Annotated in this window: 14 protein-coding genes; 4 read left to right on the plus strand and 10 right to left on the minus strand. The window is 73.0% G+C overall.

Annotated elements, in window-relative coordinates:
• Nucleotides 1-2: 2 nt before the first annotated feature.
• The 5 genes from O7621_RS28450 to O7621_RS28470 form a co-directional block, all read right to left on the minus strand.
• Entirely contained in the window at nucleotides 3-3059 is a 3057-nt protein-coding gene (locus O7621_RS28450) for an FtsX-like permease family protein (RefSeq protein WP_282232051.1), read from the minus strand.
• On the minus strand, nucleotides 3056-6238 hold the full coding sequence (locus tag O7621_RS28455) for an FtsX-like permease family protein (protein ID WP_282232052.1): 3183 nt from the start codon (nucleotides 6236-6238) through the stop codon (nucleotides 3056-3058). The genes O7621_RS28450 and O7621_RS28455 overlap by 4 nt, the downstream gene beginning before the upstream one ends.
• The gene (locus O7621_RS28460) at nucleotides 6239-7114 is read right to left on the minus strand and encodes an ATP-binding cassette domain-containing protein (protein WP_281551312.1); all 876 of its coding nucleotides are present in this window, start codon (nucleotides 7112-7114) and stop codon (nucleotides 6239-6241) included. It abuts the gene before it with no gap.
• A gap of 87 nt (nucleotides 7115-7201) precedes the next feature.
• Nucleotides 7202-8890, minus strand: a complete 1689-nt coding sequence (locus O7621_RS28465; RefSeq protein ID WP_282232053.1) for a methylmalonyl-CoA mutase family protein — start codon at nucleotides 8888-8890, stop codon at nucleotides 7202-7204.
• A 94-nt stretch (nucleotides 8891-8984) separates the two neighbouring features.
• Nucleotides 8985-10691: a proline--tRNA ligase gene (locus O7621_RS28470; RefSeq protein WP_282232054.1), complete on the minus strand. Its 1707-nt coding sequence runs from the start codon at nucleotides 10689-10691 to the stop codon at nucleotides 8985-8987.
• Nucleotides 10692-10865: 174 nt separating this feature from the next.
• Between O7621_RS28470 and O7621_RS28475 the strand changes: the two genes are divergently transcribed.
• Nucleotides 10866-11792 carry an LLM class F420-dependent oxidoreductase gene (locus tag O7621_RS28475; RefSeq protein ID WP_282234775.1) on the plus strand — a complete coding sequence of 309 codons (927 nt, stop codon included), beginning with the start codon at nucleotides 10866-10868 and terminating at the stop codon, nucleotides 11790-11792.
• A gap of 53 nt (nucleotides 11793-11845) precedes the next feature.
• Here O7621_RS28475 and O7621_RS28480 read toward each other — a convergent pair whose 3' ends face one another.
• From O7621_RS28480 to O7621_RS28495, 4 genes are all read right to left on the minus strand, one after another.
• Nucleotides 11846-12070 carry a hypothetical protein gene (locus O7621_RS28480; RefSeq protein WP_282232055.1) on the minus strand — a complete coding sequence of 75 codons (225 nt, stop codon included), beginning with the start codon at nucleotides 12068-12070 and terminating at the stop codon, nucleotides 11846-11848.
• A 112-nt stretch (nucleotides 12071-12182) separates the two neighbouring features.
• Entirely contained in the window at nucleotides 12183-12863 is a 681-nt protein-coding gene (locus O7621_RS28485) for an ATP-binding cassette domain-containing protein (RefSeq protein ID WP_282234776.1), read from the minus strand.
• 156 nt (nucleotides 12864-13019) lie between these two features.
• Nucleotides 13020-14027, minus strand: a complete 1008-nt coding sequence (gene meaB / locus O7621_RS28490) for a methylmalonyl Co-A mutase-associated GTPase MeaB (RefSeq protein ID WP_282234778.1) — start codon at nucleotides 14025-14027, stop codon at nucleotides 13020-13022.
• Between the two features lie 68 nt (nucleotides 14028-14095).
• A complete protein-coding gene (locus O7621_RS28495) occupies nucleotides 14096-15283 on the minus strand; it encodes an acetyl-CoA C-acetyltransferase (protein WP_282232056.1) in 1188 nt (395 codons plus the stop codon).
• A 77-nt stretch (nucleotides 15284-15360) separates the two neighbouring features.
• Here O7621_RS28495 and mce point away from each other — a divergent pair, with 77 nt between their 5' ends.
• The 3 genes from mce (at nucleotide 15361) to O7621_RS28510 (ending at nucleotide 19722) form a co-directional block, all read left to right on the plus strand.
• A complete protein-coding gene (gene mce, locus O7621_RS28500) occupies nucleotides 15361-15846 on the plus strand; it encodes a methylmalonyl-CoA epimerase (protein WP_282232057.1) in 486 nt (161 codons plus the stop codon).
• A gap of 491 nt (nucleotides 15847-16337) precedes the next feature.
• Entirely contained in the window at nucleotides 16338-17588 is a 1251-nt protein-coding gene (locus tag O7621_RS28505) for a DivIVA domain-containing protein (protein WP_282232058.1), read from the plus strand.
• Nucleotides 17589-17871: 283 nt separating this feature from the next.
• Complete coding sequence (locus O7621_RS28510; protein ID WP_282232059.1) at nucleotides 17872-19722, plus strand: hypothetical protein; 1851 nt, start codon at nucleotides 17872-17874, stop codon at nucleotides 19720-19722.
• Between the two features lie 54 nt (nucleotides 19723-19776).
• On the opposite strand, the gene O7621_RS28515 is transcribed toward O7621_RS28510, so the two are convergent.
• Nucleotides 19777-20403 (minus strand): acyltransferase, encoded by a 627-nt coding sequence (locus O7621_RS28515; RefSeq protein WP_282232060.1) that lies wholly within the window; start codon nucleotides 20401-20403, stop codon nucleotides 19777-19779.
• Nucleotides 20404-20754: the final 351 nt, after the last annotated feature.

Raw genomic sequence — 20754 nt, forward strand, 5'->3', positions numbered from 1 at the left:
ACCTAGTCTCGCACGCGCAGGGCGCGTCCCAACGCCAGCGCCACCGCCCCGAACAGCAGCATGACGCCGATCACGGGGAGCAGCACGGCGACCGGCCGGGGCCAGCGCACCGGGGCCAGCGGGACTGCCTCCTCGACGGCGACCGGCAGGTAGCTGCCGCTCAACCACCAGGCGAGCAGCGCGCCGCCAAGCCCGGTCGCCGCGGCCAGCAGCACCGCGGGCAGCCCGCTCCAGCGCAGCGAGCCGGCCGCTGACCGGGACGGCAGTCCCTGGGTCCGCAACGCGGTCAGGTCCTCGGCACGACGGCGCCGTTCGACCATGGCCAGCAACACCATCCCGCAGCCGGCGAGGATCACCGCCAGGGCGGCGGCGAGCAGGTGGAACCAGATCGCCAGGGCCGGTGCCTGCCGGTCCAACCCGGCCCGGACCTGCTCCGGGGTGAACTCGCCGGTGACGGTGAGCCCGGCCGCGTCCAACTGCTCGGTGATGTCGGCCGGTGCCCGGGGACCGAGCCAGACCTGGGCCGTTTCAAGACCGGTCTTCTCCGGCACCGCCCGTACGGCGTACTCCATGTCGACCAGGAAGCCGCGGTCGCCCAGCGCCGGCAGCGCCGGGACCGGGTCGACCTCGGACGTCAGCTGCGCACCGGTGGGCAGCAGCGCCGTGGTCTGGTTCAGCCCGGGCGGCCGGTCGTCGGCCAGGGCGGTCACCGCTGGCAACGGGTACGGCGTGTCGGCCGGCAGCGCCCACGGGTCGGGGGCAGCCCCGCCGGCGAGCAGTCGCAGCCCGTCCGGACCGGCCTCGGACGGGTCACCGGACGGATCACGCCAGCGCTGCTCGTCGGTGAGCTCCACCGCCCCGAGCAGCCGGTCCCCGTCGACGGAGAGGCCGGTGAGGGTCACCTCACGGACCCGTGGATCGGTCTCGGTGTCCGGGTCGACCGCACCGGCGGTGTCCGGTTCGAGCCGGACGGACAGCCCGGCGAGCTGGCATCCCTCGGCGCACTCGACCGGAATCCGGTAGGTGTGCCGTCCCAGCCGGGCGAAGGTGGCCTCGGCCACCGCGCCGCCCGACGGCGACCGCAGGTGGACGGTGAACCGCACATCGTCGGCCGGAACGGTGTCCTGCGGGTCGGGCTGCTCCGGGGCGGCGTCGACGACGGCCAGGTCCACCGAGATCTCCGTCCCGTTGACGGTGATCGGCGCGGTGGCGGCCGGTCGGCGCAGCGCCTCGGCGACGTCAGCGGGGCCGGCCGGGCCGAACTCGGGCCGCCAGCGGGCCGTTGCGGCCAGCGCCGACGTGTCGGCGAGCAGCGCCGGGGTGTCCGCGTCCGTGTCGGCGAAGCCGACCGCCATCGCGTACTCGCCGGCCGGGTCGACCGACCGTACGGCCGTCAGCAGCGTGCCCGCGTCGACGGGCAGCAGGGTCAGCACCCGGTCCGCGCCGCTGCGCACCTCGGCCAGCGCCGCCCGCGACTGGCGGGCCACGTCGAACGCGCTGGCCGCGTAGCCGGTCAGCACCACGGTGACGGTGAGCAGGGTGAACAGCCGATGGCTGGCCGGCTGCCGGGCCAGGTGCAGCAGCCCCAACGCCGGGCCGAGCCGGCCCCGGCGCAGCGCGACCGCGCCGACCCGGCCGGTCAGCGGCGCTACCACCCGCGCCGCCAGCAACGCCACCGTGACCCCGATCAACGCCGGCACCAGCAGCGACACGCCGATCAGCTGGCTGTCGAACAGCCGCAGCTGCGCCACGGCGACCACGGTCAGGGCCACCATCACCGTCTCCGCCAGCAACGACGTCCAGCGACGGGACCGGGCCGGCACCCGGCGCAGCAGGTCCGCGACCGGGCTGGCCAGCTCCCTGCGCTGGGCGGCCAGCACGGCGAGCAGCGCGCCGACGAACGTGACGCAGCCGGCCAGCACCGCCGCGCCCGAGGTGACCGGGGCGAACCGGCCCTCCTCCAGTCGCAGGCCGGCGAGCAGCCCGACGGCGACCGAGCCGAGCAGGTAGCCGGCCGGCGCGCCGAGGGTGATCGCGGCCGCCGGCTCACCGGCGGCCAGCGTCCACCGCGTCCGCCGGGGGATCCCGCGCAGCGCGATCAGGCCCAGCTCGGTACGGCGGGCCACGGTACCGGCGGCGACCGCGACGAAGACGACGAACAGGCAGAGGACCACCAGCGGGACGGCCGCGACCGGCACCACCTGGCGGCTCAGCGCCTGCGCCGCCGAGATCCGCTCCAGCAGCGGCCCGACGTCGTCGGACAGATAGACGTACCCGGCACCGTCGGCGCGGACCTGCTCGGCGAGCCTGGCCAACTGCTCATCGAGCGCCGCCAGCCGGTCCGGTCCCAACGCGTCGGCCTCGGCCAGCGCGTCCACGCCCCGGTAGTCGCTGCCCCGGTCGATGGCGTCGACGACGTACCGGCTGGTGAATACCGGCTCGCGGTAGGCGTCCAGAGCGCCGGGTACGAAGTACGGCGTCCGGCCCCAGTAGAGCGCGTCCGGGTCCACCGGTTCGTAGACGCCCACGACGGTGATTTCGGCCGGCGCCCCGCCGGGGCGGTAGCTGCGCTGTACCGGGTCGTAGTCGGCCCAGGTGACGGTGATCGGGGTGCCCGGGGCCAGGTCCAGCCGCCGAGCCGTGTCCGCCCCGATCACGACCTCGTTCGGCGACATCAGACAACGCCCGGCGACCATCCGCAGGTTGGCGCAGACGTCCTCGCGAAAGACCAGGTACGAGATTTCGGTGGCGACGGGTTCCAGCCCGAGCATCGGCATCTGCACCGTGTAGACGGTGCGGAAGCCGGGCAGATTGAGCACGGCACCGGTGACCGCCAGGAGGCCGGCTTCCTCCCCGGGTAGCACGTCAGGGATGGACAGGGTGACGGTGCGGTCGCCACGGTCGGCCGCGTCGAGCTCTGCCGCCACGACGGCCCGGTCCGCGGCGGCCAGGTACGCCGGGCCGGTCACTGCGGCGGCGGTGGCGAACGCGCTCAGCAGGAAGACGACCAGCGCCTGCCCGCGCCGGGCGGCGAGCATCGACAGCAGCAGGGAGATCATCCGACGTCTCCGTCCCGGTCGCCGGCCATGGGCGGGTTCGAACCGGCCGGCGGAGCGGCCCGGGAATCGGCCGGCGGAGCCACTCGAGAACCGGCCGGCGGACCGACCCGCAAGTCGACGGCCCGGACCAGCCGGGCACCGGCGAACGCGGCCGCCGCACCGAGCACCCCTGCCGCAGTGAGCACGCTGACCAGCAACGGGACGGCCTGCGGACCGATCCGCAGCGGCAGGGCGGCCCAGTTGTCGACGAAGATCGGCATCGTCTGCCGGATCGGCAGCTGGGCGAGCACGGTGGCCACCAGGCCGACGACCACCGCGAGCGCCACGGCGACGGCGTACCCGCCGTAGGCGATCCGGGTGACGGCGCGGGCCGGTAGCCCCTGCGCCCGCAGAGCGGCCAACTCGGCGGCCCGGTCGTCGCGTTCCACCGCAGCGACCACCGCCAGCGCCCCGGCAGCCAGCAGCAGCCCGATCAGTCCGGCGGCCAACTGGAACCGCAGCGCCGATGGCGGACCCTGGCGGCCGAGCTGCTCGATCACCGCCGCCCGGGAATCGGTGCCGAGGATGGTCAACCCTTCGGCGGTGAGCCGGTCGGTCAGCTCTCCGGGCGCGTCGGGGGCGAGCCAGACCTGCGGCACGTCGCCGGCGCCCGCTCCGTCGGCCAGCCGGTCAGCCCGTTCCAGGTCGACCAGGTAGCCGCGCTGGCGGGCCTGCGGCAAAGCGGCGGCCACCGACACGTACCGCACCGGCAGCTCGGCACCGCCGAACACGGCGAGCCGTGGCTCGCCCGGAACGTCCGGGGCGAGCTCCGGCCCGGAGCGCACCACCGGCACCGGCACCGGCGCGTCGATCGGATGGATCCGGGTGGACCGCTCCCGGTACACCCCGCCCGGTGGTGGGGTGATGAGGGTCACGCCGTCCGGTCCGGCGCTGATCCGGGGGCCGAGGGCGCCACCGGCGACCGCGCCACGCCAGTTTCCGATGTCACCGAGGTACGCCGTGTCCAGCCGGGGTGTGGTGGCCCCGGCCAGATCGTGCAGGATGATCGTGAGATCGGGTTCGGCCAGCACCGGTGCGCCGTTCCAGGCCGGTTGGACCAGTTCGAGTGACGCCAGCCGGCAGCCGTCCGGGCCGCATCCGGTCACCGTGGCGGGGTGCCCGGCACGATCGGTGCCGAGCGGGCCGAAGACCACCTGCACCGGGTCTCCGGCCGGGTCGACCAGGTGCGCGACGACGCTGACCGGCACCTCGTCCGGTCCGGTGGCGGTCAGGACCAGCGGACCGTCGCCGACCCGAACCTCGGTGGCCGGCGGGGTGAGCGCGGCGGCGACCTCGGCGGCGACCGGGCCGTAGCCGGGGTGCCAGGCGGCGACCTGGGCGAACCGGGAGGCGTCGACGGCGAGCACGTACTGGGCCGACCCGGGATTGTTGCCGACCACCGCCATCGCGTACCGGCCGGACGGGTCGGCGGCGCGGACCGCGGCCAGCAGGTGGGCCCGGCTGCGGGCCTGCACGGTGAGCACCTGGTCGGCGCCGGTGGCGTGGGTGGCCCGGACGGCCCGCGCGGAGACCGATTCGGTCCAGCTGCCGATCGCGGTGCCGAGCAACGCCACCCCGACGGTGAGCAGGGCGACCAGCCGCGCGGTCCCCGGCCGGCGGGCCAGGTGCAGCGCGGCCAGCGCGGCGGGCAGCCGACCGGCGCGCAGCAGGGCCGCAGCGGCCCGCCCGGCCACCGGGGTGGCCGCCCGACCGGCGATCAGCGCGATCGCCAGGGCCAGCAACGCCGGGGCGAGCAGCACCAGAGCACCGGCCTCGTCCGGCTCGGCCGCGCCGACGGACGCCTGGTAGAGCCCGGCCCCGGCGACGGCCACCGCGATCAGGTCGACGACATCGGTCCGCCAGCCGCGCTGGCGGGCCGGCACGTGCCGGAGCAGGTCCACCACTGCGGCACGGGCGTTGCGCAGGTCGGCGGCGATTGCGGCGACCAGCGCGCCGGAGACGGCGGTGCCGGTCGCGGCGAGGGCGAGCCGGGCGGCGGAGCCGGCCTGCTCCGGGTCCGGGCCGGCACCGGCGAGCAGCCGGGCGGCCACCAGGCCGGCGGCGGCACCGACCAGCGCGCCGACGATCATCGGCAGCCCGCTCTGGCCCACCGTGAGCAGCCACACCCGCCACCGGGCACCGCCGCGCAGTTTGACCAGTCCCAGGTCACGGCGGCGATGTTCGGCGGTATGTCGGACGGCGAAGAACAGGGCGAACCAGGACAGCAGCAGCAGTTGCCCGGCGGCGACGGCGACACCGAGCTCGACCAGTTGGCGGTGGCGGGCGATCTGGTCCACCAGGATCGCCGCGTCGGTGCGGACCTGCCAACGGCCGACGACGCCACCACCGTCGGAGCGGCGGACCTCGGTGGCCAGGTCGACTCCGGCGAGGTAGGCGGCGGCCGGCAGCACCAGGTGGTGGGCGGCGAACAGGTTGTCCACCGGTACGGCGGCAAGCGTGCCGGCGGTGGCGAAGACCGGGTCACCGCTGTCGGCGTCGGTACCGCCGCTGCCGAGGTCGTCGAACGCCCAGTACGGATCCCCGGGATCAGTCACCTGGTAGGTCCCGGTGACGGTGAGAACCACCGGCGCGCTGCGCGTCGCCTGATGGGTGACCTGGTCACCGGCCCCGACGCCGAGCCGTTCGGCGCTGCGTGCGCTGAGCAACGCCTCGCCGGGGCGCTGCGGGCAGGTACCGGTGATGGTCAGGTGTTCGCAGACCTGCTCCCGGTGCGTCAGGTTGGCGGCCAGCTCGGCCTGGCCGCCGGCGACGGTCCCGGTGCTCCACACCGAACTGCTCGCCGTCGCACCCGGGTAGCCGATCATCTCGGCGCCGGCGTGCCGGGCCCGGTCGACCAGGTCGGCGCCGGTGGCGTCGAGCTCGGAGCGGTCCCCGGCGGCTGGGTCGACCTGCTGGTCAGCGGCGACTTCGGCGGCGGTGCTGGCGACCCGGCCGGTGGCGCGGGCGGCCAGCAGGTTGGGGCCGGCCGCGTCGACCGCGGCCTCGGCGACGGTACGGGTGGTCGCCGCTGCGTACCAGGGGGCGGCAGTGGTGGCGGTGACCGCGAGTGCGGTTAGCACCAACAGGGCGACGGCCTGGCCGGCGCGGGCCCGGACCGCGCCAACGAGCAGTGCGAACACTCAGACTCCTGTGCCGTCGACGCCGTCGGGCAGCAGACCGGGCGGGGCGGCCCCGCCCACGACCAGGGTTACCGCGCCGTCGGCCTGGGCCACCCGCAGCAGGGTGCCGGGTGGAAAGTCGCCGAGCACCTCGGGCGGCAGCTGCACCGTACCGTCGCCGGCCACCACCGCGAAGTCCTCACCGTCGCGGCCCTCGGCGCCGACCCGGCCGTCCCGGATGGTCACCGCCCGGCCGAGCCGGGCACCCACCTGCGCGTCGTGGGTCACCACCACGATCGTGGTCTCCCGTTCCCGGTTGATCGTCTCCAGCGCGTCGAGTACTTCGTCGCGGCCCCGGGTGTCGAGTTGACTGGTCGGCTCGTCGACCAGCAGCAGGCCGGGCGAGGCGGCGACGCCGACGGCGAGCGCGGCCCGCTGCCGGGCGCCCGGCGTCAGCTCGGCCAGCCGGTCATCGCCGCGGCCGGGCAACCCGACCAGGTCGAGGATGCGGTCCGGGTCGTCCAGGTCGATGCCGGCGGTGGCGGCGGCCCGCCGCTGGGCAAGCCAGACGTTGCGGCGCAACGTCGCGTACGGCAGCAGGTTACGGGCGGCGCCCTGCAGCACCACGCCGATCTGGGTGCCCCGCAACCGGGCGATCTCCCGGTCGGAGAGCTTGCCCAGGTCGTAGCTGCCGACGCTGACCCGGCCGGCGGACGGGCGCATCAGCCCGGCGAGCAGCGCCACCAGGGTCGATTTGCCGGATCCGGACGGGCCGACCAGGGCAAGCATCTCACCGGGGTTGATCCGCAGGTCGACGCCGGAGAGCGCGACCACGTCGCCGGCCTCGCCCCGGTAGATCTGCACCACCCGTCGGCAGCTCACCGCAAGTCCCGTCACGGCGTACTGCCTACCATGAATCCCTTGGAACCGCTGCCCCCGATTGGTGGCCGGCACGGGCACCCAGGTCAGGAGCGCGGGGTCGGATCAGAAGCGGGCCGGCTCGCGGTAGACGCCCCATTCGGCACGCAGCGCATCGCAGATCTCGCCGAGGGTCGCCTCGACGCGGACCGCGTCGAGCATCGCCGGCACCATGTTGTCGCCGTCCCGGGCTGCGGTGACCAGGTCGTCGAGTCGGCGGCGGACCAGCGCGTCGTCCCGGTCGGCCTTACGGGCGGCCAGCAGCCGGCGCTGCTCGACCTCCACCTCGTGAGAGATTCGCAGGATCTCCAGCTCCTTGGCGACCGTACCGGTGTGGCAGTTCACCCCGACGATCTTCTTCCGGCCGTCCTCGACCGCCTGCTGGTACGCGAACGCCGCCTCGGCGATCTGCCCGGTGAACCAGCCGTCTTCGATGCCGCGCAGGATGCCGGAGGTGATCGGCCCGATCGGGTGCGGGCCGTCGCCGCCGAGCTGACGGATGCGGGCGAAGGTCTCCTCCGCCTCGGCCTCGATCCGGTCGGTGAGCGCCTCGACGTACCAGGCACCGCCGAGCGGGTCGGCGACGTTGGCCACCCCGGTCTCGTCCATCAGCACCTGCTGGGTACGCAACGCGATCTCCGCAGACTCGTCGGTGGGCAGCGCCAGGGTCTCGTCCAGGGCGTTGGTGTGCAGCGAGTTGGTGCCGCCGAGCACCGCCGCGAGCGCTTCGACCGCCGTACGTACCACGTTGTTGACCGGTTGCTGCGCGGTCAGTGACACCCCGGCGGTCTGGGTGTGGAACCGCAGCCAGAGGGCGCGTTCGTCGGTGGCGCCGTACTCGTCGCGCAGCCAGCGGGCCCAGATCCGCCGGGCGGCGCGGAACTTCGCGATCTCCTCGAAGAAGTCGACGTGCGCGTCGAAGAAGAAGCTCAGCCCGGGGGCGAACCGGTTGACGTCCAGCCCGCGGGAGAGCCCCAGCTCGACGTAGCCGAAGCCGTCGGCGAGGGTGTACGCCAGCTCCTGCGCGGCGGTGGAGCCGGCCTCCCGGATGTGGTATCCGGAGATTGACAGCGGTTTGTAGCGCGGAATCCGCCGCGCGCAGAACTCCATCAGGTCACCGATCAGCCGCAGGTGCGGCTCGGGGCCGAACAGCCACTCCTTCTGGGCGATGTACTCCTTGAAGATGTCGGTCTGCAGGGTGCCGTCCAGGGTGGCCAGGTCGGCGCCCTGCCGTTCGGCGGCGACCAGGTACATGCAGAACACCGGCACCGCCGGCCCGGAAATGGTCATCGAGGTGGTGACCGCCGCCAGGTCGATGCCGTCGAAGAGCACGTCCATGTCGGCGGCGGAGTCGATCGCCACCCCGCAGTGGCCGACCTCGCCGAGCGACTGCGGGTCGTCGGAGTCGCGGCCCATCAGCGTCGGCATGTCGAAGGCCACCGACAGTCCTCCGCCGCCGGCACCGAGGATCATTTTGTACCGCTCGTTGGTCTGCCGGGCGTTGCCGAAGCCGGCGAACTGCCGAATGGTCCAGGTCCGCCCCCGGTAGCCGGTCGGATACAACCCTCGGGTGTACGGGTACTCGCCCGGCCAGCCGATTCGCTCGAAGCCGGGGTGGTCGGCGCCGTCGGGCGGACCGTAGACCGGATCCACCGTCGCGCCGGACAGCGTGGTGAAGTCCGCGTCGCGTTTCTTCGCGGCGTCGTAGCGGGCCTGCCAGCGGGCACGACCGGCGGCGATCTGTTCGGCGTCCATCGAAGGGCCTCCTCGGGTCCGGGCGGATCCGAGTCTAGAGCCCGTACTGAACGATCGCTAAGCCCACCGGCTGCGATCGGCGACGGATGCCACCTCAGCCCGCCGGCCGCAACAGCCGCCGGAGATGGTCGACCACCTCGCCCACCGGCACCCGTACCGTCTCCCCGGTGGCCCGGTCGGTCACCTCGACCACCCCCTCGGCCAGCGACCGCTTGCCGACGGTGACCCGCAACGGAATGCCGACCAGCTCGACGTCGCGGAACTTGACCCCGGCCCGCTCCGCTCGGTCGTCGATCACCACGTCCACCCGCTCGTCGCGCAGCCACTGGTAGATCCGCTCGCCGGTTTCAGCCACCGGACCATCGTCGACCTGGGCGACGACCACCGCCACCTCGAACGGGGCGACCGCCGCAGGCCAGACGATGCCCTTGGCGTCGTGGTGGCTCTCCACGATCGCCGCCATCGCCCGCTCCACCCCGATCCCGTAGCTGCCCATCACCACCGGAATCCGGTTGCCGGCCGGGTCGAGCACCGACGCGTCCAGCGCCTCGCTGTAGCGCTGGCCGAGCTTGAAGATGTGCCCGACCTCGATCGCCCGGCGTACCCGCAGCGGCTCCCCGCACGGCACGCACGGCTGGCCGGCGGCCACCTCGCGCAGGTCGGCCCAGGTGCCGACGGCGACGTCCCGGTCGACGTCGACGCCACGCAGATGGACGCCGTCGACGTTGGCGCCGGTGAACATCTCCCGCCGGCCGCGCAACGCCTCGTCGGCGATCACCGGCAGACCCGTCACCCCGACCGCGCCCAGGCTGCCCGGGGCCGCCCCCAGCGCCGCCCTAATCTCGTCGCCGGCGGCCGGCCGCAGCTGCGCCGCGCCGGTGGCGTCAGCCAGTTTCTGCTCGTTGAGCGGGTGGTCGCCGCGCAGCAGCACCAGGGTGAGCTGGCCGTCGAGCACGTACACCAGGGTCTTGATCTGCCGGTCGGCCGGCGCGGCGAAGCGCACCGCGAGATCGTCGATGGTCCGTACGCCCGGGGTGTCGAACGGCTGCGGGGCGGCGGACCCGGCGGCGTCCGTCCATGGATCGAGCCGCGACGTCGCCTTCTCCAGGTTCGCGGCGTAGCCGCAGGCCGGGCAGTCGACCACCTGGTCCTCGCCGGTCGGTGCCGGGCACATGAACTCGACCGACGCCGACCCGCCCATGGCACCGCTGGACGCCTGCACGGCAACCGCCGGGACGCCCAGCCGGTCGAAGATCCGCCGGTACGCGTCGTGGTGCAGGTCGAAGGACCGGTCCAGCCCGGCCCGGTCCAGGTCGAAGCTGTACGAGTCCTTCATGGTGAACTCGCGGGTGCGCATCAGCCCGGCCTTGGGCCGCGGCTCGTCCCGGAACTTGGTCTGGAACTGGTACCACAGCTGCGGCAGCTCCCGGTAGGAGTTCAGCTCCCGGGCGAGGATCGTGAACACCTCTTCGTGGGTCATGCCCAACGCCAGGTCGGCGCCCCTGCGGTCGCGCAGCCGGAACATCTCCTCACCCATCGAATCCCACCGACCGGTCCGGCGCCAGATCTCCGCCGGATGCAACGCGGGCAGGCTGAACTCCTGCGCCCCGATCCGCGTCATCTCGTCGCGGATCACCTCGATGACCTTCGCCCGTACCCGCACCGCCAGCGGCAGCAGCGAGTAGTGGCCGGCCATCAACTGCCGCAGGTAGCCGGCCCGCAGCAGCAGCCGGTGGCTCGGCGCGTCGGCCTCCGCCGGGTCATCGCGCAACGTAGGAATGTGTAGTCGGGACCAGCGCATGAACGGCCTTCCTCACTTCCGGCGGCGGCGCGGCACTCAGCAACGACACAGGGTAAACCGGGTCGGGTCCCAGGTAGCGCGGTGCTGGTCGATCAGGTCCCCGACGACAACGTCTCCTACCGGGCGTACCGGTGCGCCCGGCCCGGTCGTCCTGACCGGCATATGCTCGACGGCGTGGACTTGCGGATCTTCACCGAACCTCAGCAGGGTGCCAGCTACCAGCAGCTTCTCGCGGTGGCCCGGTGCGCCGAAGACGCCGGGTACGACGCATTCTTCCGGTCCGACCACTATCTGGCGATGGGCGGCGACGGACTGCCCGGCCCGACCGACGCCTGGACGACCCTCGCCGGGCTGGCCCGGGACACCAGCCGGATCCGGCTCGGCACCCTGATGACCGCCGCGACCTTCCGCTACCCCGGTCCGCTGGCGATCACCGTCGCGCAGGTCGACGAGATGAGCGGCGGTCGGGTCGAGTTCGGCATCGGGGCCGGCTGGTTCGAGGCCGAACACACCGCGTACGCGGTTCCGTTCCCGTCGCTGGCCGAGCGGTTCGACCGGCTCGACGAGCAGCTGGCGGTCATCACCGGCCTGTGGGAGACCCCGGTCGGCGACACCTTCGACTTCCAGGGCAGCTACTACCGGATCGCCGACTCGCCGGCGCTGCCCAAGCCGGTGCAGCGGCCCCGGCCGCCGGTGCTGCTCGGTGGGAAGGGCCGCCGTCGGACCCCGCAGCTGACTGCCCGCTACGCCGACGAGTTCAACGTGCCGTTCGAGGGCCTCGCCGAGTCGGCGCGACTGTTCCAGCAGGTACGGACGGCCTGCGCCGAGACCGGCCGCGACCCGGACAGCCTGCGGCTGTCCAACGCGTTGGTGCTGTGCTGCGGTCGTGACGACGCCGAAGTGGCGCGGCGGGCGGCGGCCATCGGTCGGGAGCCGGACGAGCTGCGCGTGAACGGTCTGGCCGGCACGCCGGCCGAGGTGGTGGACAAGATCGGCCGGTACGCCGAGATCGGCGCCCAGCGGATCTACCTGCAGGTGCTGGACCTGGCCGACCTCGACCACGTCGAACTCGTCGCCGCCGAGGTGGCACCACAGTTGTGACCTCGGGCGGGTGCCGGTGAGTGGGCTGGCCTCCACTGACCGGCGCCCCGTGGTCAGGCCGGCCGGCTGGCCTCGCCCACGACCGGCACGCTGATCATCGCCACGGCGGGAGTCCGGTAGAACTCGCCGCCCGCCGCCTTGGTGTTGGGCCGCCCCACACCGGTGGTGATCAGCTCACGCAGGCTGACACCGATGTAGGAACCCCAGGACTCGTCACCGAGCTCGGACGCACCTACCCGCTGGCGGACGCCGGCACCGCGCACGACGACCTCGAGCACCGCCGCTCGACCGGCAAACTGCTGTTGATTCCCTGATCAGCAAGCCGACGCCCGGATGACCTGCGGCCACCCGGGTGTCGGCACGGCGGCGACCTCGACGGTCGTCGACACGCTATCCGTCGCCTGACCCCTGAGCCGGCTCAGGCCAGCCGCGGGTCAGTTCGGCCCGGCCGTCGAGCAGGTGCAGTTCGGCGTCGCAGGCGGCAGCCGCCTCCGAGTCGTGGGTGGCGAAGACGACGGCTGCACCCCGGTCGGCCTCGGCCCGCAGCAGGTCGAGGACCAGCTGACGGTTGGCCGCGTCAAGCTCGCTGGTCACCTCGTCGGCGAGCAGCACGTCACCGTGCAGCGCCAGCGCCCGGGCCAAGGCGGTCCGCTGCTGCTGGCCGCCGGAGAGCTCCTCGACGAGTTGGTCGGACTGACCGGCGAGGCCGAGCCGGTCGAGTGCGGCCGCGCCGGCCCGCCGCGCTGCCGCTGGGCTCATCCCGACAGCGATCAGCGCCACCTGCAGGTTCTCCCCTGCTGTCAGTATCGCGGCGAGGCCGTTGTCCTGTGGGACCAGCACGACCTTGCGATCCACAGCGTGGTCGCGGTCGCGCAGCGGTTCACCACCGAGCGAGATGGATCCGCCGATCGGCCGCAGCAGGCCGGCCATCGCCGACAGCAGGGTCGTCTTGCCCGCACCGGACGGCCCGGTGACCGCCAGCAGGTGACCGGGTCGCACGGTCAGCGTCACGTCACGCAGCACCGGCTCGGCACCGAGGTAGCCGACGGTGGCAGCCGCGAGCTCGATGATCGGCGAATCGACGGTGGTAGGCACCCGCCGACCCTAGCGGACCTAGCATCGGCGCGCCGACCGCGCGTGCGGGAGCAGCCTGATCGGCACGGTACGGAAACGCGGGGTGGAGAAGCGGGAGCAGCACAGGTCAGCGCGGTGTCGGAAACAGCCAGGTCAGCGCGGTGTCGGGGTGGACCGGGTCAGCTCGGCGAGCAGCCGGTCGGCGGCGGCGTACGGGTCGAGCCGGCCGGCGAGCACCTCGGCGGCGAGTTCGGCGGGCAGCGTACCGCCGCGCAGCGAGCTGATCCGCCCGCGCAGCGTGCCGATCGCGATCGCCTCGACCTCGGCGGCGACCCGCCGGGCCCGACGGGCGGTGAGCTCGCCCCGACCGGCCAGCCAGTCACGGTGCCGTTCGATCGCGGTCACCAGATCGTCGAGACCGTCGCCGTGGGCGGCCACGGTCCGCAGCACTGGCGGGCGCCATCCGCCCGGGGCGGTGGCGGTCAACGCAAGCATGCCCGTCAAGTCCCGTACGGTGCCGTCGGCGCCGTCCCGGTCGGCCTTGTTGACCACAAAGATGTCGGCGATCTCCAGAATGCCGGCCTTCACCGCCTGCACGGCGTCGCCCATGCCGGGGGCGAGCAGTACCACCGTGGTGTCGGCCAGCCCGGCCACCTCGACCTCGGCCTGCCCGACACCGACCGTCTCGATCAGCACCACGTCGCAGCCGACGCCGTCGAGGACCCGCACCGCCGCCGGGGTCGCCGACGACAGCCCGCCGAGGTGGCCCCGGCTGGACATCGAGCGGATGTACACGCCCGGGTCGGTGGCGTGGTCCTGCATCCGTACCCGGTCGCCGAGGATCGCCCCGCCGGTGAACGGGCTGGACGGATCGACGGCGAGGACGCCGATCCGCAGGTTCCGACCACGCAGCACCCGGACCAGCTCGCTGGTGGTGGTCGACTTGCCGACGCCGGGAGCTCCGGTCAGCCCGACGACCAGGGCGTGCCCGGTGTGCCCGGCGAGCTCGGCGGCGATCTGCGGCAGCTGCGGCCCGCCGGACTCGACCAGCGTGATCAGCCGCGCCACGGACCGGGCGTCGCCGGCGCGGGCCCGCCGGACGAGATCCGGTACGTCGCGGGAGCCGCCCCTGCTCACCTCGCGGTCGGCACCCGCAGTCACCTCGCGGTCAGCGCCCGCAGTCACCTCGCGGTCAGCGCCCGCAGTCACCTCGCGGTCGGCACCCGCAGTCACTTCGCGGTCGGCACCCGCAGGATCAGGGCGTCGCCCTGCCCGCCGCCGCCACAGAGCGCGGCGGCGCCGGTCCCGCCGCCGCGTCGGCGCAGCTCCAGCGCGAGGGTCAGCGCCAGCCGGGCGCCGGACATGCCGATCGGGTGACCGAGAGCGATCGCGCCGCCGTTGACGTTGACGATGCCTGGATCGACGTCGAGGTCCCGGGTCGACTGGACGCCGACGGCGGCGAACGCCTCGTTGATCTCGATGAGGTCGAGATCGGTGACGGTCATCCCGGCCTTGCCGAGGGCGTGCCGGATGGCGTTGGACGGCTGGGAGTGCAGCGAGTTGTCCGGGCCGGCGACGTTGCCGTGCGCGCCGATCTCGGCGATCCAGTCGAGGCCGAGCGCCTCGGCCCGGGACCGGCTCATCACCACCACGGCGCACGCGCCGTCCGAGATCGGTGACGAACTACCGGCGGTGATGGTGCCGTCCGGGGTGAAGGCGGGACGGAGCCGGGCCAGCGTCTCGACGGTGGTGTCCGGCCGGATTCCCTCGTCGTTGAGCAGCCGGACCGGGTCGCCCTTACGCTGTGGCACCTCGATCGGGGTGATCTCCTCGGCGAAGACGCCGTTCTTTTGGGCTACTGCGGCCCGCTGGTGGCTGGTGGCGGCGAAGGCGTCCTGCTCGGCCCGGCTGATGCCGAGCCGGGTGCCGTGCCGCTCGGTCGACTCGCCCATCGCACAGCAGTCGAACACGTCGGTCAGCCCGTCCAGGGCCATGTGGTCGGCGACCACGACGTCGCCGTACTTGTAGCCGGCGCGCTGGCCCCGCAGCAGATGCGGCGCGTTGGTCATCGACTCCATCCCGCCGGCCACCACGACGTCGAACTCGCCGGCCCGGATCAACTGGTCGGCGAGCGCGATCGCGTCGAGACCGGAAAGGCAGACCTTGTTGATGGTGAGCGCGGGTACACTCATCGGGATACCGGCGCCGACCGCGGCCTGCCGGGCCGGCATCTGGCCGGTGCCGGCCTGGAGCACCTGGCCCATGATGACGTACTGCACCTGACCGGGGTCGACGCCGCCGCGACCGAGGGCGGCGGAGATCGCGGTCGAGCCGAGGGCGGTGGCCGGGAAGTCCTTCAAATTGCCGAGCAACCGGCCCATCGGGGTGCGTGCGCCGCTGACGATCACCGAGGTCATGGGATTCCGCCTCCGCACAGTGGGACAAGGCCGGGGTGCCGGCGACAACTTAACGATGGTTCGGCCAGACTATCGCCATGACGGAAGAAGCTCCCGCCGAGGCCGCTGCGGACTATGTCACAGACATCGGCCTGCTGAAGATCGATCATGTCGGGATCGCGGTGGCGGATCTGGACACCGCGCTCGATTTCTACACCCGGACCTTCGGCATGCGCTGCGTGCACCTGGAAGTCAATCACGCCCAAGGGGTACGCGAGGCCATGCTCGCCGTCGGGCCGGTGCCCGACGGCGGTCAGGTGCAGCTACTCGCCCCGTTGTCGCCCGATTCGACCATCGCCAAGTTCCTGGACCGCAACGGCCCCGGGATGCAGCAGCTGGCGTACACGGTGGTGGACATCGACGCGGCGTGCGCCGCGCTGCGCGAGCGCGGACTGCGGCTGCTCTACGACGCGCCCCGGCCGGGCACCGCCGGTTCACGGATCAACTTCGTGCACCCGAAGGACGCCGGCGGCGTCCTGGTCGAGCTGGTCCAGCCGGCCGCGGCCCCGGCCCAGCCGACCTGAACCACGGACCGGCCCAGCCGGCTGAGCCACGGAGCGGGTCGGTCGTGCCGACCGGTCCGGCGAGTTCCGGTCCGTCGATCGCGATCGACGGACCGGAACTGGTCGGTCGGTAATGCCAAAGGAAGCCGACCGACAACTTCACCGGTTTTCAGGTACGGCGTCCGGGGGCGAGCCACCGGTGTGACACCGGCGGCGCAACGGTTCGTCGGCGGCCGGCCCGCAGGCCGGGCATGACCCCACCCGACGTCGTCGGCGTTGCCCGGAACCACCCAGAGGGGACCGCTCTGAGCTGGGCAGATGTCGCGCTGACCGGCTCCGGACAGGGTGGACGGCGATGACCCGACGACCAGAAAAACTTCGTTGCGTACGCGCACGCCTACAATTCGTATACCGACCGCCGGTCGGCCGAGAAAAGATGACCATGTCGGCTATCGTGGTGACGGGCAGTTCGCTCTTGCGAAACACCTAGGTACGTCTGCCACTATGTCTCAATGCCCCAGCAGCAGTCCTCCCTTGCGTTCTTCGATAACGCCAGCGCTCCGCACGACTTCACCGTCGTGCTTCGTGGCTACGACCGCAACCAGGTGGATGACCACCTGCAGCGGCTGGTAGCCGCCCTCACCCAGTCGGAGCAGGCTCGAGCTGAGGCCGAGCAGCGGATGAACGACGCGCAGCGCCGGCTCCGCCAAGCTGAGCAGCGACTCAACGCGGTCGAACAGAAGCTCACCGACACGAACAAGCAGCTCGAGGAGAACAACCGGCCCACCCTCTCCGGCCTGGGGACCCGGGTGGAGCAGATCCTCCGGCTCGCCGAGGAACAGGCCAACGACCACCGCGGTGAGGCCAAGCGGGAGTCCGAGGGCATCCTCTCCGCAGCCCGGCTGGAGGCCCGGGAGATCACCGACAAGGCGCGGGCCGAGGCCGCCGCGATGAAGGCCGGGGCCGAGCGGGAGGCGGGCAGCGTCCGGACCGCAGCCGAGCGGGAGGCGGCCGAGGTCCGGGTGCAGGCCCGGCGCGAGGCGGACACGCTGCGCGCCGACGCGGACCGGGAAACCAAGCAGCTGCGCGCGGTCACCGCACACGAGGTCGCCGAGCTGAAGTCGACCGTGGAGCGTGAGGTCGCCACCCTGCGGGCTACCGCGGAGCGGGAAATCACCCAGCTGCGGGCCAAGGCGGCCCGGGAGGCCGAGGAGAAGCGGGCCGAGGCCACCAAGCTGCTCACCGACGCTCGCGACAAGCGGGACAAGGATCTGCAGGCGCTGGAGCTGCAGCTGGCCGAGCGCCGGGAGAAGGCTGAGCGGGAAGAGTCGGAACGGCACGCTGCTCAGGTCGCGCAGACTCAGCGGATGGTCGCCGAGGCCGAAGGGCGCGCCCGAGCCGCCGAAGACCGGGCAAAGGAGATCGAGCAGCGCGCCGAGGCACGCCGGATCGAGTCGGAGCGGTCCGCCCAGGAGACCGTGGACAAGGCGAAGTCGCTGGCGGACAAGACTCTCAACGAGGCGCGCAGCGAAGCCAACCGGCTGCTCACCGAGGCCCGGACCGAGGCCGAGCTGACCACCCAGGCCGCTCGCCGCGAGGTCGAGGACCTGAACCGGCAGAAGGACGCGGTCACCTCGCAGCTGGGCCAGATGCTCTCCGGCCTGGCCGGGATCGTTCCCGGCGTGCCGCAGGGCGGCGCGGACAGCGGCAAGGCCAAGGCCGACGACAGCACCGAGCCGGTCAACGCCAAGTCGGCGGGCTGACCACCCGGTGCCGCACCGTTGCGGTGCACTGACCACCTGAACCACACCGACGAAGGGCCGCGCCGTACCACCGGCGTGGCCCTTCGCGTTCGGTGCCCGGTCCCCTGCTGTACGTGTCCCTGCCAGCCTGCCGCCCGGGGGCGACGCGCCTGGTCACCGCCGGTGTTGCGACATACCCGCTGAGCGAATGGTTCACACCTGGCAAATCATCCGAAGTGACGCGCGTCCTGTCAGGAGCATGGGTATCGCCCCGCAACAGGGCGTTGCGTGTGAGGATGGAGCCATGGCGCAAGGCGAAGAACTCTTCAACCTTGACGGGGACTCCGGGTCCGGGCCCAGCTTCGAGCTGGCGCTGCGGGGGTACGACAAACGTCAGGTCGACCGTTACATCGCCCGTACCGAGAACGAGCTGGCCACGCTCGGCGCGGAGCGGGAACAGATCTACGTGCAGATGCACACTCTGGCCGCGCAGATCGAGCAGCTCCAAGCGGATCTTACCGAGGCCCGGCGGGAGACCAGCTTCCTGGACCAGGTGTCGTTCCGGCACCTCGGCCCCCGGGTCGAGCAGATCCTCGGACTCGCCGAGGACCAGGCCGAAGAGATCCGGTTCAACGCCGCCGAAGAAATCGCAGCCCGCCGCGCCGAGGCCGAGCAGGTGCTCGCCGACGCCCGGCAGCAGGCCGACACCGCGATGCGCGACTTCGAGCTGGCGCTCTCCGCCCGCCGCGCCGAGGAGGACCGCGCCAACGCCGCCCGCCGCGCCGAGGCCGAGGCGACCGTGACCAGCGCCCGCGAGGAGTCGGACAACCTGCGGGCAGCGGCCGAGGCGGCGCTGGTAGCCGCCCGGGAGGAGGCCGACCAGCTCATCGCCACCGCCCAGCAGCAGGCCGACGACGCACTGCACGCGGCGCGGCGCGAGGCCGACGACACCATCAAGGCCGCGCAGCGGGAAGCCAGGCAGACCGTCACCACCGCCCAGGAGCAGGCCAGCAACGCGGTCAGCACCGCCCAGGAGACCGCCGACCGGACCCTGGCCGACGCCCAGGCCGAGGCCGAACGGCTGGTCACCCAGGCCCGGATGGACGCCAGCCGGATGGTCACCACCGCCCAGGAGGAGGCGGCGAACCTGCGTGAGGCCGCCGAGGCGGCGGTCGCCGCCGCCCGGCAGGACGCCGAACGGATCCGTACCGAGGGCGAGGCCGCCGCCGAGTCGGCCCGTCGGGAGGCCGCTCAGGCCGTCGAGCAGGCGACCGAGTACGTCACCCGGACCCACGCCGAGACCGACGCGTTCGTCGCGCAGACCCGCGCCGAGCTGGACCAGGAGCTCACCGCCCGACGTGACCAGGTCGAGCAGGAGGTGACCGCGCTGCGCAGTACCGCCGAAGCGGAGGTCGCCGAGTTGCGTGACGGCGTACAGCAGGAGGTCGACCGGCGCCGCGCGACGATGGAGCAGGAGATCGGCGAGTTGCGGGCCGCCGCCGAGCAGGAGGTGGAGCAGTGGCGCGACACTACCCAGGAGATCATCGCGAACCAGCGCGGTGAGGCCGAGGAGTACGCCACCCACATCCGCTCCCGGGCCGAGGAGCAGGCGGTGACCATCCGCCAGCAGGCCGAAGAGTATGCGCTCAGCACCCGGGTCAGCGCCGACGAGCACGCCGCCAGCGTGCGGCGCCTCTCCGAGGAGCACGCCGCGATCGCCCAGCGTCAGCTGGCCAGCAGTCAGCAGCAGGTGGCGTCCGCCCAGCGTGAGGTCGTCTCTGCCGGTCAGCAGCTCACCGAGGTACTGCAGGAGGTCGCCGAGGCGCAGCAGGCCCTCGCTGACCTGCGGCACCAGATGGTGCTCACCCGGCAGGAGTCCGACGAGGCACGGCGTACGCTCAGTGCGGTCCAGGCCGAGCTGGCCACCGAACAGCAACGGCTCGCCGGGATGCGGGAACCAGAACCGGCGGCGCCGCAGCCCGAGACGGCCGCGCAGCAGACCGAGCCGACAACGACGACGGTGCAGGCCCCGGAGGAGGCGTCGGAGGAGACCCTGCCGGTCGACGCGGTCCCGACCGAGGCGGTCTCGGTCGATCAGACCGCTGAGAAGGTCGCCGCGGGCGCGCCCGAGCGCAAGCGCCGTACCCACGCCTGACCCGGCCGGCCCCGACCGCCGATGATCCTGCCGGCGGACGTGGGGTGGTCGGGCTCACTCCTCGGTGAGCCGCCCGTCGCGCTCGACGTGGCGCTGCCCGGTGCGGGGGCAGACGTACCGGCCGTCGCCGTCCTCGACCAGTGGTACGCCGGCCCGGCCGACCCAGCCGACCCGACGCGCCGGCACCCCGACGACCAGGGCGAAGTCCGGGACGTCCCGGGTGACCACGGCACCGGCGGCGACCGTCGCCCAGCGGCCGATCCGCACCGGGGCGACGCAGACCGCCCGGGCACCGATCGCCGCGCCGGTGCCGATGGTGACACCGACCGCGGTCCAGTCGTCGCCGGTCTTCAGCCGCCCGTCCGGGGTGACCGCCCGGGGGTACTCGTCGTTGGTGAGCACCGCCGCCGGCCCGATGAACACTCCGTCGTCGAGTTGCGCCGGCTCGTAGACGAGGGCGTGGTTCTGCAGTTTCACGTTGTCGCCGAGCCGGACCCCCGGACCGACGTACGCCCCTCGGCCGATGATGCAGTTGCGGCCGACCGACGCGTCCTCGCGGACCTGAGCCAGGTGCCAGACGCGGGTACCGGCACCGATACTCGCCGTGTCGGCCACGTCGGCGGAGCCGGCGACGGTGGCGTCGGCGGCAGTGGCGTCCGGACGCGCTGCGGTTGCACTCATAAGCCGTGATCCTCCCTGGTCACCGGCAGTGTGTCAGAGCTGCCGGGGGTGCGGCGCACACGGTAGGGGGTCACCGGTGCCACCGATGTCGGAAAACCGACCCTGTGCTGCGAAGCGGCCGACTCTCCGGCTGGAAGGAACCGACCATCCGGGCCGGCACTGGCCGACAGGTGGACCCGGGCCAACGAAGGTACCTCCTGACCGCGCGGTTGTGCCGGGTTTACGTCACAGTGCTGGCGTCGGCATGGCAGCGCTCGGTAGCTTCCCGAACGGACCCTCTCCGCCGGGCCCACCGGTAGGCCGCGCCCATCCGGCGGTGGCCCGGGTCGGCCCGGCTCCGCCCGGGTCAGC

The sequence above is a fragment of the Solwaraspora sp. WMMD937 genome, from assembly GCF_029581175.1.
GTDB lineage: Bacteria > Actinomycetota > Actinomycetes > Mycobacteriales > Micromonosporaceae > Micromonospora_E.